Genomic DNA, 14,661 nt, shown 5'->3' with positions numbered 1-14,661 from the left:
TCACCCACACATTTGAGGTGATGTCACTTCTGCTCGCTGAGCGCCTTGTTGAGCAGGAGGACGTTGACGCCCTCGGCGCCGAGGAAGCCGAGCGAGCGGCTCTCGGTGGACTCGTCGACGAGCTTGTTCACCGTCTCCACTGGCAGGTCGCGGTTCCTGGCGACCCGGTTCACCTGCTCCTTGGCGTACGCGACGGAGATGTGCGGGTCGAGGCCGGAGCCGGAGGCGGTCAGCGCGTCGGCCGGCACGCTCGCCGGGTCGACGCCGTCGAACGCGGCGACGGCGGCGCGGCGGTCCTCGACGGCCTTCAGCAGGTCCTCGCTGTTCGGGCCGAGGTTGCTCGCGCCGGAGGAGGACGCGTCGTAGCCGGTCCCGGCCGCGGAGGGACGGGGCTGGAACCACTTCGGGTCCGGCCTGGCCTCCTCCTCCGGGTCGCCGGGGTCGGTCTTCGGGAGGTCGAAGCTCTGGCCGATCAGGCTGGAGCCGACCTCCCTCCCGTCGGCCTTGACCGGTGAGCCGTTCGCCTTGTCGGTGAAGGCAACCTGGGAGATGCCGGTGACCAGCAGCGGGTACGCGATCCCGAGGATCACGGTCAGCACCAGGAGTGCTCGCAGGGCCGTGAAGTGGGTCCGCACGGCGGTCGGCAGGGGCTTGGACATGGTTTTCTCTCCTTCCCCGTCAGCTGAGGCCGGGAATGAACTGGACGATCAGGTCGATCAGCTTGATGCCGACGAACGGCACCACCAGGCCGCCGAAGCCGTAGACGCCGATGTTGCGGCGCAGCAGCGAGCCGGCGTCGGACGGGCGGTAGCGCACGCCGCGCAGGGCGAGCGGGATCAGGCCGATGATGACCAGGGCGTTGAAGATGATCGCCGAGGTGATCGCGGACTGCGGGCTGTGCAGGCCCATGATGTTGAGGTGGCTCAGGCCCGGGTACACCCCGGCGAACATCGCGGGGATGATCGCGAAGTACTTGGCCACGTCGTTGGCGATCGAGAAGGTGGTCAACGCGCCGCGGGTGATCAGCAGTTGCTTGCCGATCTCGACGATCTCGATCAGCTTGGTCGGGTTGGAGTCCAGGTCGACCATGTTGCCGGCCTCCTTGGCCGCCATGGTCCCGGTGTTCATCGCGACGCCGACGTCGGCCTGGGCGAGCGCGGGGGCGTCGTTGGTGCCGTCGCCGGTCATCGCGACCAGCTTGCCGCCCTCCTGCTCCTTCTTGATCAGGGCCATCTTGTCCTCGGGCGTGGCCTCGGCGAGGAAGTCGTCCACGCCGGCCTCCTCCGCGATCGCCTTGGCGGTCAGCGGGTTGTCGCCCGTGATCATGATGGTCTTGATGCCCATCCGGCGGAGCTCGTCGAAGCGCTCCCGCATGCCCTCCTTGACGACGTCCTTGAGGTGGATGACCCCGAGGACGCGGGCCGGCCTGGTGCCGACCCTGGTCGCCACCACCAGCGGGGTGCCGCCGGCGGCGGAGATCCCGTCGACCAGGGCGGAGACCTCGTCGCCGACCGAACCGCCGTTCTCGGCGACCCAGTTGGAGACGGCGCCGGCCGCGCCCTTGCGGACCTGGCGGAGGCCGCCCGCCCGTCGCCCGCCGCCGCTGTCGTCGTCCGGGTCGCCTCGCTCCGCGCCGTCCGTTCCCGCCGGCCCGGCTTCCGCCAGGTCGACGCCCGACATCCGGGTCTGGGCGGTGAACGGGACCCAGGTGGCGTGGGTCAGCTCGCCCTGGGTGCGGGCCCGCAGACCGTACTCGGTCTTGGCGAGGACCACGATCGAGCGGCCCTCGGGGGTCTCGTCCGCGAGCGAGGACAGCTGCGCGGCGTCGGCCAGTTCGTCGGTGGACACGCCCGGGGCCGGCAGGAACTCGGCGGCCTGGCGGTTGCCCAGGGTGATGGTGCCGGTCTTGTCCAGCAGCAGGGTGTTGACGTCGCCGGCGGCCTCGACGGCGCGGCCGGACATCGCCAGCACGTTGCGCTGGACCAGACGGTCCATGCCGGCGATGCCGATCGCCGAGAGCAGCGCGCCGATGGTGGTCGGGATGAGCGCCACGATCAGGGCGACCAGGACGATCATCGACTGCGGGGCGCCCGCGTAGGTCGCCATCGGCTGGAGCGTGACGACCGCGACCAGGAAGACGATGGTCAGCGAGGCCAGCAGGATGTTGAGCGCGATCTCGTTCGGCGTCTTCTGCCGGGCGGCACCCTCGACCAGGGCGATCATCCGGTCGATGAACGACTTGCCGGGCTCCGAGGCGATCTTCACCACGATCCGGTCGGACAGCACCTTGGTGCCGCCGGTCACCGCGGAGCGGTCGCCGCCGGACTCGCGGATCACCGGCGCGGACTCGCCGGTGATCGCCGACTCGTCGACGCTCGCGACGCCCTCGACCACGTCGCCGTCTCCGGGGATGACCTGCCCGGCCTCGACCACCACGTGGTCGCCGAGCCGCAGCGCGGTGCCCGGCACCTCCTCCTCGGCGTTCGTGGACGGCCAGTTCGTGAGCCGGCGGGCGACGCTCTCGGTCTTGGTCCTGCGCAGGGTGTCGGCCTGGGCCTTGCCGCGGCCCTCGGCGACGGCCTCCGCCAGGTTGGCGAAGACCGTGGTGAGCCAGAGCCAGACGGTGATGGCCCAGGCGAACACGGACGGGTCGGCGATCGCGGACACGGTGGTGACCACCGAGCCGACCTCGACCACGAACATCACCGGGTTCTTGACCATCACCCGGGGGTCGAGCTTCCTCACCGCGTCCGGCAGGGACGCGAGGATCAGCTTCGGGTCGAGCAGGCCGCTCGACACTCTGTGCGGCGCGGCGGGCTCCGCCTTGTCGGCTGGTGCGGGGGTGAGCGTAGGGGTGGACATCAGGAGGAGAGACCTTCCGCGATCGGCCCGAGAGCCAGGGCCGGGAAGTAGGTGAGGCCGACGACGATCAGGATCACGCCCGACAGCAGGCCCACGAACAGCGGCTTGTGGGTGGGCAGGGTGCCCGGGGTGGCCGGGACCGGCTGCTGCTGGGCGAGCGCGCCGGCCAGCGCCAGGACGAAGACGATCGGCAGCAGCCGGCCGAAGATCATCGCCAGGCCGAGCGCCGTGTCGTACCAGTCGGTGTTGACGGTGATGCCGCCGAAGGCCGAGCCGTTGTTGTTGGAGGCGGAGGTGAAGGCGTACAGCACCTCGGAGAAGCCGTGGGCACCCGAGTTGAGCATCCCGGCCCGCTCGCCCGGCAGCGCCATCGCCACGCCCGTGCCGACCAGCACGATCGTCGGCGTGGTGAGGATGTACAGCGAGGCGAACTTCATCTCCCGGCCGCCGAGCTTCTTGCCCAGGTACTCGGGGGTGCGGCCGACCATCAGGCCGGCGACGAACACCGCGACGACCGCCAGCACCAGCATGCCGTACAGGCCGGAGCCCACACCGCCGGGCGCGATCTCGCCCAGCATCATGTTGAAGACCGTCAGCCCGCCGCCGAACGGCGTGTACGAGTCGTGGAAGGAGTTCACCGCACCGGTCGAGGTCAGCGTCGTCGAGGCGGCGAACAGCGAGCTGGCGGCGATGCCGAAGCGCTGCTCCTTGCCCTCCATCGCGGCGCCCGCGGCCTGGAGCGCGCTGCCGTGGTGCTGGGACTCGGCGAGGGTCAGCAGGGCCGTCGAGGCGATCCAGAACAGGCCCATCACGGCGACGATCGCGTAGCCCTGGCGGTTGTCCCCGACCATCCGGCCGAAGGTCCGCGGCAGCGCGAACGGGATCACCAGGATCAGGAAGATCTCGACCAGGTTGGTGAAACCGGTCGGGTTCTCGAACGGGTGCGCCGAGTTGGCGTTGAAGAAGCCGCCGCCGTTGGTGCCGAGCAGCTTGATGACCTCCTGGGAGGCCACCGGGCCGCCCGGGATCTTCTGCACCTCGCCCGCGAGGGTGGTGACCTCGTGGAAACCGTGGAAGTTCTGGATCACGCCGTTGGCGGCCAGGACCAGGGCGAAGACGATCGAGACCGGCAGCAGCAGGCGCAGGTTGATCCGGGTGAGGTCCACCCAGAAGTTGCCGACCCGGTCGGTCCTGTTGCGGGTGAAGCCCCGGACCAGCGCGGCGACGACGGAGATGCCGACGGCGGCGGAGACGAAGTTCTGCACCGCCAGGCCCGCCATCTGCGCCACCTGGCCCATCGCGGACTCGCCGCCGTAGGACTGCCAGTTGGTGTTGGCGACGAACGAGATCGCGGTGTTCCAGGCCTGGTGGCCCTCCATCTGCGGAACACCCAGGTTCAGCAGCAGGTGGCCCTGGAGGCGGATCAGACCGTAGAGGAAGAGGACGGAGACGGCCGAGAAGGCCAGCACCGAGCGGAGGTAGACCGGCCAGCGCTGATCGGCGTCGCCGTCGACGCCGATCAGCTTGTAGACGCCGCGTTCGACTCTGAGGTGCTTGGCGGAGGTGAGGAGCTTGGCGATGTAGTCGCCGAGGGGGCGGTAGCACAGGGCCAGCGCGCCGACGAGGGCGACGGCCTGGAGCCAGCCCGCGAGAGTGGATCCCATGTCAGAACTTCTCCGGGAAGATCAGCGCCACGACGAGATAGCCGACGAGGGCGACGGCCACGATCAGACCAGCGATGTTCTCGACGCTCACAGCTTCTCCACCCCCCGCGCGATCAGGGCGATGACGGCGAACACGGCGACCGTGACACCGACGTAGATGAGATCGGACATGGGCTCCACCAGAGCGGTTCGGGAGATGCCGCGACCAGGGCCCGAGGGCACGCGCGGCGCCGGCGGACGACCGGCAGATGCAGCAAAGCAGCCGTCAGAGGCGCGTTATGAGGCCCTGACGCCGTCCATACGGGTGACAGCGCGACGTTGACGCGACGTTGACGGGCGCTTCACCGGACCGAGACCGTCGTGATCGGGCCGAGATCCGGCCGGGGTGCGCGCTGGGGTGCGGGTGGTGGTCCGCGCCGGGGTGCGGGTCTGGGCGCGGGCGGTGGCCGTGGTCCGCGCCGTCGCCAGGAAAGCCGCGGGCCCCGGGCGGCGGGCTGCCGCCCGGGGCCGTCCGGGGCCTGTCGGGTGCCTTTCGTGGTGGTCACCGACGCTGTCACCGATCGTGGTCACCGACCGTGGTCACATCCGCATGCGCAGCCGGCAGACCACCGCGTCGGTGTGCCGGCGCAGGGCACGGTCGATCACGGCGCCGCGCCGGTTCTGGAGCGCCCGCTGCCACCAGCGGGCCGGCTCCACCTCGGGGATCAGCACGGTCAGCCGGTCGTAGGCGTGCTCCGCCCCCAGCTCGTTGACGAAGTCCGCGATCGGCCGGCCCAGCCGGCGGTGCCCGTCCGGGAGCTCCACCAGCGGCACGCCCGGCTGCCACAGCTCCCAGTCCCGGCGCAGCGCCTCGGCCGCGGCCGGCTCGTACACCACGGTCACCGCCATGACCTCGTCGCCGAGCGAGAGCGCCGCCGACAGGCCGTCCCTGGTCAGCCGGGTGATCGCGGTCACCGGGACGACGACCAGGCTGCGCTGCCTGGTCACCGGTCCCGGCACCCGGCCGAGTTCCAGCCGCTCGCCGATCCGCGCGTAGCTGCGGTGGACCGCCTCGAACAGCAGCACCAGCAGCGGCAGGGCCACCACGATGCCCCAGGCGCCCTCGGTGAACTTGGTGCCGGTGACGACCAGCGCCGCGACGCCGGTGAGCAGCGCGCCGAAACCGTTCAGCGCGGACTTCCACCGCCAGCCGGAGGGCCGGTGCAGCAGCCAGTGCCGGACCATGCCGACCTGGCAGATGGTGAAGCCGACGAACACGCCGATCGAGAACAGCGGCACCAGGCTGTTGACGTCCCCGCCGGAGCCGACCAGCAGCGCCGCCGACACCCCTGCCAGGAACAGCACGCCGTACCGGTACACCTGGCGGTCGGCGCGCAGCGCGAACAGGTGCGGGAGGTGGTTGTCCCTGGCGAGCAGGTCGAGCAGCACCGGCAGCCCGCCGAAGGAGGTGTTGGCGGCCAGCCCGAGCAGCACCACGGTGGCGAACTGGACGACGTAGAAGCCGAAGCCGTGGCCGAGCGAGGCGTCGGCGAGCTGGGCGAGCACGGTGACGCCCTCCACCGGCTGGAGGTGGAAGCGCCCGATCAGCACGGCCAGCCCGATCAGCATCACGCCGAGCAGGGCGCCGAGCGCGACCTCGGTGTGCTGCGCGCGCCTGACCCGCGGGGTGCGGAAGGAGGGGACGGCGTTGGCCACCGCCTCCACCCCGGTCAGCGCGGAACAGCCGGCCGCGAAGGCCTTGAGCAGCAGCAGCGCGCCGACGGTGGTGGCGTTCTCGGCGAGCGTCGAGGCGTGGCCGGCGGCGGCCGCGGTGCTGGCCGGGGCGTCCCGGAGCAGGCCGGCCACGATGATCGTCAGGATGGAGAGGACGAAGACGGCCGTCGGCGCCATGAACCAGCGCGCCGACTCGGCGATCCCGCGCAGGTTCACCGCGGTGACCAGCGCCAGCACCCCCAGGCAGAGCCAGACCCGGTCGCCGAACAGGCCGGGTACGGCCGAGGTGAGCGCGGCCACGCCGGCCGTGACGGATACCGCGACGTTCAGGACGTAGTCGACGACCAGCGAGGCGGCCGCGGTCAGCGCGGTCCTGCGGCCCAGGTGCGCCTTGGCCACCGCGTAGGAGCCGCCGCCGTCCGGGAACGCCGCGATCACCTGCCGGTAGGAGGCGACCAGCACCGCCAGCAGCACGGCGATCGCCGCGGTGACCGGCAGTGTGAAACCCAGCCCGTACGCACCGGCGGCGGCCAGCACCAGCACGATCGACTCCGGCCCGTACGCGACCGAGGCCATGGCGTCCAGCGAGAGCGCGGCCAGCCCACCGAGCGCGCTGAGCCGGTGCCGTTCGTCGCCCGTACCGGTATCAGGCGGCTCGGGTTCGGCCGTGACGGCCGCAGTGGTGATGGCGCTGGACATCGGACGGGACCTCCGCAGTCGGTGAGTTGGTCCGATCCTGCGGTCCGCATCCCCGCCGCCCCGCGGGCCCTACGCGTTCCTGACGCCGCCACGAGCGGCCCTGACGCCCTCTTGATGCCCCCACGAGGCAACCGCCGCGCCACTCCGGGCGCCGCCCGGTAGCTGTTGGCGGGGGTGGGGCGAGCCGTTGTCCCGGCGGTCGCCGGCTGGGAAGACGATCAGCTCTGTCGAAGGACTCCCACCCCCGGCACCCCACTCTGCTGCCTGACACCCGTAATTGCAAGCAATGTGCAATAAGTTCGCCCGGAAGCCCGTCCGGGGGCGACGAGGGGACGACGGGGAGCGGCGGGGACACCCGGGCGGCGCACGGGCGGCCCGGGGCAAACAGAACAGCCCCTGTCTGCGTTTCCGCAGATCAGGGGCTGTTCTCTATCCTGTGGCTGGTGCAGGGTTCGAACCTGCGTAGCTTACGCGGCAGATTTACAGTCTGCTCCCTTTGGCCGCTCGGGCAACCAGCCAGGATCTTCGTTTCCCGGGGTGTTCACCCCGTTCGACTTGGTAAACCATACCCGATCCCGGGGGGTGCTCCGCCACTCGATAGATCACGCGACGATCAAGAAGCCAGGGGCTGCCGCTACGGGCGGGGCCCGTGTGGCGCTGGATAGGCTGGGACCGCGGGCACCCGGTGTGGCGGGCCCGCGCCAGTGAAGCCAGAGCATCAAGGAGACCAACACCCATGGCCGACTCCAGTTTCGACATCGTCTCGAAGGTCGAGTGGCAGGAGGTCGACAACGCGATCAACCAGACCTCCCGCGAGATCGCGACGCGCTTCGACTTCAAGAACGTGGGCGCCGAGATCAGCCGCTCCGGCGAGAAGATCGAGATGAAGGCGAACGGCGAGGAGCGCGTGCGCGCCGTCCTCGACATCCTCCAGACCAAGTTCGTCAAGCGCGGCCTGTCGCTGAAGGCGCTGGACGCCAACGAGCCGCAGCTGTCCGGCAAGGAGTACAAGATCTTCGCCAACATCAAGGAGGGCATCACCACGGAGGACGCGAAGAAGGTCGCGAAGATCATCCGTGACGAGGGCCCGAAGGGTGTCAAGGCGCAGGTCCAGGGCGACGAGCTGCGCGTCAGCTCGAAGAGCCGCGACGACCTCCAGGCCGTGCAGGCCCTGCTCAAGGGCAAGGACCTGGACTTCGCGATCCAGTACGTGAACTACCGCTAGTACGGGCCCCGGCCGGCGGGGACGCGGGCTCGGAGCGGCCACGGGACGCAACGGGGGTGCGGCACCGAAACCTTCTTCGGTGCCGCGCCCCCGTTCCTTGCGTCCGTCCGGCCGCAGAGGCTCGGGGCGCCCGTGCCCGGTTCAGCCGGCCGACTCCGCCCAGCCGTCGGTGCTGCGGCGCCGGGCCAGGCCGACCGACTCGAACTCGTCCGCCAGGCCCTCCTCGGTGCGCGCGCCGATGCCCCGCAGGGCGCGGGAGATCGGGGTGCCTTCGGCCGGCGCGGGCTCGAACTCGCCGATGGTGAGCGGACCGAGGACGACCTTGCCGTCCGTCCAGACGGCGGCGCGCTGGGTGCCGCTGCCGCCGAAGTACTCCGCCTCGACACAGGCGATCGGGCCGGCCTTCGACCAGGCGGCCAGCCGGAGTTCGAAGCCGTCCGAGTGCCAGCCGAACCCGGCCCCGCCGCCCCGCCTGCGCACGCTGCCGTCCCCCTGGAGCGCGGCGAGGACGGCGGAGGTGACCGGGATCAGCGCCAATCCCTGCCGCAACGGCACCACCCTGGCGGCCGGGACCTCCGCCGCGGCGACCGTCAGCAGCTCCGATGTTCCTATCAGCGCCTGGAGTTCGTAGGACATGCCGGACATGGTGTCCCACCGCGCCGACAGTCGGCCCGGAATTTATGATTCCGTGCCCGGTCGGAGACCGTAGAGCAGGGTGAAGACGGTCACGTCCAGCGCGTCCTCGGCCGTACTCGGCCCTTCCTCGTTCAGTTCGTCGAAGATTCCGGCCAGTTGGGAGCGCAGCCGGTCCAGCCGGTCCGGGCTGAGCCGCAGCGCGAAGTCCGCGAACAGTCCGGACGGCGGGCCCGAGCCGCCCGACGGCCGGCCGAAGTCCAGCCGGCCTTCGGCGATCCTGACGCGGAAGTCGGTCCGCACCCGGTCCATCGCGGCCAGCATGGCGTCGTACGCCCCGGAGCGGGCCGGGGAGTCGGCGGTGAACATCTCCGGCGCCAGCCGGATCGCTCCCTGGGCGGCCCGGTAGCGGCTCTCCACGATGCCGGAGACCAGCCGGGTGCCGGCCACCAGGACCAGCCCGGCCTTCTCCAGCTGCTTGATGTGCCGGTAGAGCTTGGTCTGCGGCTCGTCGAGCCGGGCGGCGAGCTCCTTGGCCGTCAGCGGGCGGTCCTCGGAGGACTGCAGGGCGCCGAGGATGGCCAGGCGCAGCGGGTCGGCCAGCGCCTTGAGCACGGCGACGTCGGACACCTGGCGCTCCTTGACCCAGGTGACGGGCTGCTGTTCGCCGCTGTCGGCGGGTTCCGGTGCGTGCTCGACCACGGGCCCACCCTTCCAGATCGCCCGCTCCGTCGGCAATCACGCAGCGGTGAGCGCTCACCGCTGAGCCATCGATCACCTTTCCACAACCAATCAGCCTTGCGTAAGCAATCATGATTACGTCACCATTCACCTCAACGTGAACGATGGCGAGAGTGCGAACGATGGAGGCCGGACATGACGGACCAGCCGACGGTGACGGCAGCGGCGCACCCCGAACCGGCCGACCCGCCTCCGCCCGTACCGCCTGCGTCCGTACCGCCGTCGCCGGCACCGGCTCCGCTCGTACCGCTGAGGCGCAACCTGCGGTTCCAGGCCCTCTGGGCCGGCCAGGCCTCCGCGACCCTCGGCATGGTGATCGGCGACACCGCCTTCCCCCTGCTGGTCCTCGCGCTCACCGGCTCCTCCACCGCCGCCGGGGCATTCGGTGCCGTACAGATGGCCACCGCCCTGCTGCTGGGCGTCCACGGCGGCGTGGTGGCCGACCGGGCGGACCGCCGCCGGGTGCTGATCGCCGCCGACGGCGCCCGGCTGCTCGCCCTCTCCAGCGTCCCGGCCGCCCTGGCGTTCGGTCCGCCGAACCTGGTCCACCTGCTGCTGGTCGCCGCCGTGATCGGCGCGACCGTCTCCTACAGCGGCCCGGTCCGGCTGCTCGCACTGCGCTCGGTGGTCCCGCCGGAGCAGTTGTCCCAGGCGCTGGCCCAGGACGAGGCCCGGATGAGCGGCGCCGCGCTGGCCGGACCGCCGCTGGCCGGATTCCTGTTCGGGCTCGGCCGCGCGGTCCCCTTCCTCGGGGCCACGCTCGCCTCGCTGCTCGCGCTGACCGCCGCCCTCGTGGTGCGCTTCCCCAGCCCGCACGAGTCCGGGGCTGCCGACCGGAGCGCCGGGGGCAACGCCCTGGCCGGCTTCCGCGTCCTCGCCGCCTCCCCGCTGCTGCGGACCGCCCTGGCCGTCCTGCTGGTGATCAATCTGACCGGGGCCGCGCTGCTGCTGCCCGTCATGGTGCTGTTGCACGAACACGGCACCGGCAGCGCCGGGATCGGCCTGGCCCTGGCCGGCGAGGCGGTCGGGGCGCTGGCCGGCACCGTCCTGGTCGCCCGGCTGCACCGGCTGGCCGGCCCCGGCGTGCTGCTGCTGGCGGTGGCCTGGAGCGCCGTACCCGTCCCGCTGGCGCCGCTGCTGCCCGGCGGGGCGCCGACCGTCTTCGCCGCACTGTTCGTGTTCGGCGCGGGCGTGCCGTCCCTGCGGGTGATGCTCGACCTGCTGGTCTTCCGCCAGGTCCCGGACGCGCTGCGCGGCCGGGTGATCGCGGCGACCATGACGCTGCTCACGGCCGGCATGCCCGCGGGGACCTTCGTCGCCGGCCTGCTGCTGGACCGCTCCTCCCCCGCCACCGTGCTGGTCGCGATCAGCGCCCTGCTCGCCGCCGCCCTGCTGGCCGCGACCGCGAGCCCCACGCTGCGCCGCGCCACGTGGCCCGCTGCCGCGCCGGCCGCCGGACAGGACTGACGCCCCGGGCCTGCCGCCGGTCACCCGCACGGCCCCCGCCGCATGCGGCGGGCCAGGCAACCGGGTGAACTGGCCGGGTACGGCTCGCCCTCCGGGGTCCTTCCGGGGGATCGGCCGCGACCCCGCGGCGCCGGACCAGGCGCCTGAACCCCCACGGCCCGCAGGCCCGGCCCCGAGCGGCCGGCCAGGACCGGCCGGGGCCGAGTGGCGCCGCACCGGGAGGAGTACCGGATGAGTTCCACGGACACGCCCCCGCCCGGCCGTGGCGGCACCGACGACATCGGCGGCACCGCCCGCACGGCCGCCACCCGTCGACCGTCCTGGCCGGCGCTCGCCCTGCTGGCCGCCGCCGCGCTGGCCGGCCTGCGCCACGTCCGGGCCACGGCCCACGGCCCGGTCCGCGCCCTGCCGCACCTCGCCCCACCGCACCTCACCCTGCCCCCGAGGAACCCGTCCGAGGCCCCACCCGGGCCACCCCGGGCCACCGGGAAGGGATCGCCGCACCGCCCGGATCACGCCGCATGCTCCCCTCGGGCTTCACCAACTCCACCGTCAAGTGATGGAGTTGACGCGACGGAGGCTCAACAGAGCCCGTCCGGCCGCAGAGGAGGAACCACCGTGCCCCGCCCCTTCACCGTCGAGGACCACACCGCCCGGATGGCCCGCGCCACCGCCGAGGCGACCGCCGCCGGGCTGTCCGGCCTGGTCGTCGCCCCGGGCCCCGACCTGGCCTACCTGTGCGGCTACACGCCCACCGCGATCACCGAGCGGCTGACCGCCCTCGTCCTCGCCGCCGGACGCGAACCCACGCTGGTCGTCCCCACGCTGGAGCGACCGGACGCCGCGAAGGCGGTCGGCGCCCCGGCCGTCCGGCTGCTCGACTGGTCCGACGGCGCGGACCCGTTCGCCACCGCGGGCCCGCTGCTCGACCCGGCCGGGCGGTACGGCGTCTCCGACAACACCTGGGCGCTGCACCTGCTCGGTTTCCAGGCCGCGCTGCCCGGTGTCTCCTTCACCTCGCTCACCGAGACGCTGCCGATGCTGCGTGCCGTCAAGGACACCGAGGAGCTGAACCGCCTGGCCTCGGCCGGCGGCGCGGCGGACGCCGCCTACCGGGGCATCCTGGAGGTCGGCTTCGCCGGCCGCCGGGAGACCGACGTGGCCGCCGACCTCGGTGCGCTGCTCATCCAGTACGGGCACAGCCAGGTCGACTTCACGGTGGTCGGCTCCGGCCCGAACGGCGCCGACCCGCACCACGAGGCCGGTGACCGGGTCATCCGTACGGGTGACACCGTGGTGCTGGACTTCGGCGGTCTCAAGGACGGCTACGGCTCCGACACCACCCGGACGGTGCACGTCGGCCCGGACGTCCCGGACGAGGTGCGGAAGGTGCACGACCTGGTCCGGCTGGCCCAGCAGACCGCCTTCGAGGCGGTCCGCCCCGGGATCGGCTGCCAGGAGATCGACCGGATCGCCCGCCGGGTGATCACCGACGGCGGGTACGGCGAGTACTTCATCCACCGCACCGGGCACGGCATCGGCACCACCACGCACGAACCGCCGTACCTGGTCGAGGGCGAGGAGCGGCCGCTGGTGCCCGGCATGTGCTTCTCGATCGAGCCCGGGATCTACCTGCCGGGCCGGTTCGGGGTGCGGATCGAGGACATCGTCACCGTCACCCCGGCCGGTGGCCGCCGCTTCAACAACACTCCGCACGAGCTGGGCATCGTGGCCTGACGGTGCCCCACCGGCGTCCGACCGCCGGTCGCACCGGGTGTCGACCCACCTGTCGAACCACCTGTCGAACCGTCCTTCGGATCGTCCGTCGAACCGGGTGTCGACCGGATCGAGCGTTCTTACGAACCGGTCATATTTCACCCAGAGTCCTCCAAGTTTGGGTTGGTAGGTTCGGTGCGCATGACCAAGACCCTCCCCCCGGCCCCGCACGACGTGCGGGCCGGGCAGCCGCGCCCGGTGCCTCCGCCCCGCCCACGCGTGACGGGCTGGTCGAGACTCCGCTGGCTGGCCTGGCCGCTCTACCTGACGTGCCTCCTCTGGTTCCTGCGCACCGAGGGCATCCCCTCCGCCAACGACGTGCTGTTCCTCTGGCTGATCGCCGCCCTGCTGACCGCCGCCGTGCACAGCGGGCACGGCCCCCGCGGCTTCTTCCTGGTCCTGCGCGACTGGGTCCCGGTGATGGCCGTGGTGTGGGCGTACTCGCTGCTGCGCGGCTACGGCGCGCACACCCCGTGGGCCCCGCACTGGCTGCCGCAGCTGCGCTTCGACGAGGTGCTCGGCTTCGGCGAGACCTGGACCGTCCGGCTCCAGCACGCCCTCTACACCCCCGGCTCACCGCACTGGTACGACTACGCCGCGGTGGCCGTCTACCTCTCGCACTTCTTCGTCGTCTTCCTGCTGCTCGCGGTGCTCTGGCGGCGCGCGCACCACCGGTTCCGGCAGCTGCTGGCCGCCTACCTGACGCTCACCTTCGCGGGCTTCGCCACCTACCTCCTCTACCCGGCCGAGCCGCCGTGGCTGACCTCCCAGGCGGGCAACCTGCCGCACCTGTCCCGGGTGGTCTGGGAGGTGATCTCGTTGAGCGGGCTGCCGCAGGCCGACTCGCTGCTGGAGAACGGCAGCCAGTTCGCCAACGACGTCGCCGCGATGCCCTCGCTGCACTCCGCCTACCCGGCGATGCTGCTGTTCTTCTTCTGGCCCACCGCCAAGCGCTGGCTGCGGGCGGTCCTGGTCGCCTACCCGCTCGCGATGACCTTCACCCTGGTCTACGGCGCGGAGCACTTCATCATCGACGTCTTCGTCGGCTGGGCCTACGCGGCCGCGGTGGTGTACGGGCTGCGCCGGCTGCGCAACCGCCGTGCTGCCGACGCCACTTCCGCTCCGGCTTCGGCCTCCGCACCGGCTCCGGCCGCGGCCCCGGCGAAGGCTCCAACGAAGGGCCCGGCAGACTTGGCCGGGTGAACCCGAGCGCACCGATGAAGCCCACCGCCGAGCAACTGCTGGCCGCCAAGGACACCACCATCCCGGACGTCTCCGGGCCCGGGCTGCGGGTGCTGTTCTGCGGCATCAACCCGGGCCTGTGGTCCGGCGCCACCGGCCACCACTTCGCCCGCCCCGGCAACCGCTTCTGGCCCGCCCTGCACCGATCCGGCTTCACCGGGCACCAGTACCGCCCGGACGAGCAGCGGGAGTTGCTCGCGCTCGGCCTGGGCATCACCAACGTCGCCCCGCGCACCACCGCCAAGGCGGACGAGCTGACCGCCGAGGAGCTGCGCGAGGGCGGCGCCGCACTGCGCGAACGGGTGCTGCGGCTGCGCCCGCGCGTCCTGGCCGTGCTCGGCATCGGCGCCTACCGGACGGCCTTCGGTCAGCGGCGGGCCGCGATCGGGCGCCAGCCGGAGGGCATCGGCGACACCGAGGTGTGGGTGCTGCCGAACCCCAGCGGACTCAACGCCCACTACACCCTGGACGGGCTGGCCGAGGAGTTCCGCAAACTCCGGGAGGCCGTCGAGGGCTCTACAGCCGTCGAAGGCTGAACGGCCGTCGAAGGCCGAACGGCCGCCGGCGGCCCGCCCGGCAGCGGGTCCCGCCCGCCGCGCTCACCCCGGCAGCAGGGCCAGGTCGAGCGCGGCGAGCCGG

The 14,661-nt window shown here is 72.2% G+C and carries 12 protein-coding genes and 1 tRNA gene; 5 read left to right on the top strand and 8 right to left on the bottom strand.

The features are described 5' to 3' along the window. Positions 1–23: 23 nt before the first annotated feature. The 6 genes from kdpC to BU198_RS03625 all read right to left on the bottom strand — a co-directional run bounded on the left by kdpC (position 24) and on the right by BU198_RS03625 (position 7,456). A complete protein-coding gene (kdpC, locus tag BU198_RS03650) occupies positions 24–659 on the bottom strand; it encodes a potassium-transporting ATPase subunit KdpC (protein WP_188295363.1) in 636 nt (211 codons plus the stop codon). Between the two features lie 19 nt (positions 660–678). Further along, complete coding sequence (kdpB, locus tag BU198_RS03645; RefSeq protein ID WP_188295362.1) at positions 679–2,862, bottom strand: potassium-transporting ATPase subunit KdpB; 2,184 nt, start codon at positions 2,860–2,862, stop codon at positions 679–681. Next, on the bottom strand, positions 2,862–4,526 hold the full coding sequence (gene kdpA, locus BU198_RS03640; protein WP_188295361.1) for a potassium-transporting ATPase subunit KdpA: 1,665 nt from the start codon (positions 4,524–4,526) through the stop codon (positions 2,862–2,864). The genes kdpB and kdpA overlap by 1 nt, the downstream gene beginning before the upstream one ends. Before the next feature lies 1 nt (position 4,527). Then, positions 4,528–4,617: a K(+)-transporting ATPase subunit F gene (gene kdpF, locus BU198_RS03635; protein WP_035794954.1), complete on the bottom strand. Its 90-nt coding sequence runs from the start codon at positions 4,615–4,617 to the stop codon at positions 4,528–4,530. 488 nt (positions 4,618–5,105) lie between these two features. Further along, on the bottom strand, positions 5,106–6,938 hold the full coding sequence (locus BU198_RS03630) for an APC family permease (protein ID WP_188295360.1): 1,833 nt from the start codon (positions 6,936–6,938) through the stop codon (positions 5,106–5,108). Positions 6,939–7,375: 437 nt separating this feature from the next. Beyond that, positions 7,376–7,456: transfer RNA gene (locus BU198_RS03625), tRNA-Tyr, on the bottom strand. Between the two features lie 218 nt (positions 7,457–7,674). Between BU198_RS03625 and BU198_RS03620 the strand changes: the two genes are divergently transcribed. Next, positions 7,675–8,163: a YajQ family cyclic di-GMP-binding protein gene (locus tag BU198_RS03620; protein WP_188295359.1), complete on the top strand. Its 489-nt coding sequence runs from the start codon at positions 7,675–7,677 to the stop codon at positions 8,161–8,163. Between the two features lie 141 nt (positions 8,164–8,304). Here BU198_RS03620 and BU198_RS03615 read toward each other — a convergent pair whose 3' ends face one another. Together BU198_RS03615 and BU198_RS03610 are read right to left on the bottom strand one after the other, a co-directional pair. Next, entirely contained in the window at positions 8,305–8,799 is a 495-nt protein-coding gene (locus tag BU198_RS03615; RefSeq protein WP_188295358.1) for a hypothetical protein, read from the bottom strand. A gap of 42 nt (positions 8,800–8,841) precedes the next feature. Continuing rightward, positions 8,842–9,498, bottom strand: a complete 657-nt coding sequence (locus BU198_RS03610) for an ArsR/SmtB family transcription factor (RefSeq protein ID WP_188295357.1) — start codon at positions 9,496–9,498, stop codon at positions 8,842–8,844. Positions 9,499–9,672: 174 nt separating this feature from the next. Between BU198_RS03610 and BU198_RS03605 the strand changes: the two genes are divergently transcribed. The 4 genes from BU198_RS03605 (at position 9,673) to mug (ending at position 14,558) form a co-directional block, all read left to right on the top strand. Then, positions 9,673–11,004 (top strand): MFS transporter, encoded by a 1,332-nt coding sequence (locus BU198_RS03605; protein ID WP_188295356.1) that lies wholly within the window; start codon positions 9,673–9,675, stop codon positions 11,002–11,004. Positions 11,005–11,661: 657 nt separating this feature from the next. Further along, positions 11,662–12,741: an aminopeptidase P family protein gene (locus tag BU198_RS03600; RefSeq protein ID WP_188295393.1), complete on the top strand. Its 1,080-nt coding sequence runs from the start codon at positions 11,662–11,664 to the stop codon at positions 12,739–12,741. Positions 12,742–12,921: 180 nt separating this feature from the next. After that, on the top strand, positions 12,922–13,983 hold the full coding sequence (locus BU198_RS03595) for a phosphatase PAP2 family protein (protein WP_188295355.1): 1,062 nt from the start codon (positions 12,922–12,924) through the stop codon (positions 13,981–13,983). 14 nt (positions 13,984–13,997) lie between these two features. After that, on the top strand, positions 13,998–14,558 hold the full coding sequence (gene mug / locus BU198_RS03590) for a G/U mismatch-specific DNA glycosylase (RefSeq protein WP_188295392.1): 561 nt from the start codon (positions 13,998–14,000) through the stop codon (positions 14,556–14,558). Positions 14,559–14,661 lie beyond the last annotated feature (103 nt).

Source organism: Streptomyces sp. CBMA156 (genome assembly GCF_014596515.1).
Lineage (GTDB): Bacteria > Actinomycetota > Actinomycetes > Streptomycetales > Streptomycetaceae > Kitasatospora.
Note: the sequence above shows the minus strand (reverse complement) of the source record. Positions and strands in the feature narration are given on the sequence as shown.